The following is a 2,114-nucleotide window of genomic DNA, read 5'->3' as shown; positions in this document are numbered from 1 at the left end:
GCGGACACCCCGCACGCCGGAGCGACAACGTCAGATCAAGTGCATACTTCTACAGTTCCTTCGAGTTCGAGGTCATGCTCGGGAGCGTGACGGGCGCTGAAGGACGTGAGCGCGTCTTCAGCAGCGTGCCGGCGGAGGCGGATCAGCAGACCCGGCACTTGGGCAACCTCCTTGTCGCATCAGGCGCAACGGCCGACACGCCGGTCGCCATCGTCAGCGACGGCGCCGAGGCTCCCCGCAAATCGCAACTGAGGCTGCGCCCGGAACCGATGGCGGCTCCGGGTTTGAGGTCGTCCTTCGCGGCCATCAACACGCATGATCGCCTTGGGCGTCGCCGGGCTGAGTGACGACATGCGGCCCCGCGCCCAGGTCGCGATCGGCTGCCCTGACGAGCGTCGGTTCGTGGATGCTCCCGCCACTCGCGCGCATGGCCGTTCACTTCCGTCAACGGCGGCGCCACGCTGGTCCACAGCGTGGCGCGTGCGTGCATCGACCACTCAGGGACAAGGGTTCGCTTGTCGCCAACTGCGGCGAGCGCTGTGGGTCGTTCGAAAAATATCCCGCAACAGGCGCAAGGCGCGGGTCGGTGCGCGGTCGCGTTCAACGACGAATCCGAACCTGACGCGCACGCGCTGAGCCTCGGCCCCCGCCACCTCCACGATGCCGTGGGCGGCCATCGCCGCTGCGACGTGGGTCGGCATCATGCCGACGTAGGCGCCGCAGGCGACGAGGCTTGCGACAGCCTCGATCCCCTCCGCGTGCGCGATGCGCGACAGTCGCAGCGACGGCGAGCGGACGCCAGCCTCGAGCCCTTCTCCGTCACGCTGCACCATCCCGAATCCAAGCGCCTCCAGCATCGAGACGTGGGGCGACCCGCCGTCGGGCGCGGCGCGGGCATAGAGGCGAAACTCCTCGCCGAACAACTCGTCGCCCTCAAGGCGGGGGTCGGCGGCGACGCCGTTGACGCAACCGTGAAGCCGACGTTCGCGCAGCATCCGACGCAGTTCGGATGGCGCGCCGATCACCAGCCGGACCTGCGCGTCCGGCGCCTGGGCGACAAAAGCGCCCAGCGCCTCGATCACGCGCGCCTCCGGATTCGACAGGCAGTTGTCAGCCAGGCCGATGCGCAGTTCGCCGCCGATGGCCGCCGCGCGACCGGACAGGATCGCCCGCGCCTCGTGCACCGCGTCGCCGAGCGCGGCGGCCGCCGCGAAAACCTCCCGCCCGAACTCGGTCAGTTCGAAGCCACGGGGACCGCGCTGGCAGAGCCGACCGCCGAGCCTCTCCTCTAGCCCCTTCAGGTGACGACTGACGGTGGAGCGCTCCATGCCGAGCCGGCTCTCGGCGGCGGTCAGACCGCCGGCCTCGGCCACCACGCGGAAGACGCGCAGCGCGCGCAGGTCGCGCTCCGACAGCGGAGGCGTTGGGTACGGACGCTCGAGGGTCATCGTGCAATTCCTGCAACCACGCTTGCGACATTAACGATCACGTCATGCAGCGTCCTGCTCCACACTCCACAGGTGCAAGGGAATGCAACGTTAACTGTCGTATCGGGTAAAATAGAGGCGATACGATCCGATGAGCGCCCAAATATTACGCAGGAAACCGACCATGATCCCCCTGACCGTGCCTCCGAGCCAATCGCATCAGACCTTCCTGTACAGCCCGCTGGTCACCGACCTCGAAAGGCTCGATGCGCATGTGGCGATCCTCGGCATACCGCACGGTTCGGCGTATGAGGCGCATGCGATCTCGAACGATCAGATCCACGCTCCTGATGCGGTCCGCCGGATGACCGACCGGGTCAGCCGCGGGCTCGAACGCTATGACTTCGACGTGGGCGGCCCGCTCTACGACCACCGCGCGCTGAAGGTCGTGGACGTGGGCAACGTGCCCTACGACGTGGGCACGCCCTTCGGCGGCCACTATGCGCGGGCGGAAGCGGCCGTGCGCAAGATCCTCGCGGCCGGGGCGATGCCGATCACCATCGGCGGCGACCACGGCATTCCGATCCCGATCTTCCGCGCGCTGGACGCCCACGGGCCGGTGACGCTGATCCAGATCGACGCGCACATCGACTGGCGCGACGACGTGAACGGCGTGCGCGACGGGCT

General features: G+C 68.3%; 2 protein-coding genes and 1 pseudogene. 2 read left to right on the top strand and 1 reads right to left on the bottom strand.

What is annotated here, in order from left to right; all coding sequences use genetic code 11:
* A pseudogene (locus V7Q31_RS19255) lies at positions 1-347 on the top strand (hypothetical protein); the annotation flags it as partial.
* A 150-nt stretch (positions 348-497) separates the two neighbouring features.
* Here V7Q31_RS19255 and V7Q31_RS18165 read toward each other — a convergent pair.
* Positions 498-1,448, bottom strand: a complete 951-nt coding sequence (locus V7Q31_RS18165; protein WP_333835256.1) for a LysR family transcriptional regulator — start codon at positions 1,446-1,448, stop codon at positions 498-500.
* 163 nt (positions 1,449-1,611) lie between these two features.
* Here V7Q31_RS18165 and V7Q31_RS18160 point away from each other — a divergent pair.
* A partial coding sequence (locus V7Q31_RS18160; protein ID WP_333835255.1) for an arginase family protein occupies positions 1,612-2,114 on the top strand: 503 nt, incomplete at its 3' end.

Source organism: Rubrimonas sp., assembly GCF_036788415.1.
Lineage (GTDB): Bacteria > Pseudomonadota > Alphaproteobacteria > Rhodobacterales > Rhodobacteraceae > Rubrimonas.
Note: the sequence above shows the minus strand (reverse complement) of the source record. Positions and strands in the feature narration are given on the sequence as shown.

Coding starts and splice junctions, on each gene's coding strand:
- V7Q31_RS18165 (WP_333835256.1), bottom strand. CDS start 1,448: ATGACCCTCGAGCGTCCGTACCCAACGCCTCCGCTGTCGGAGCGCGAC.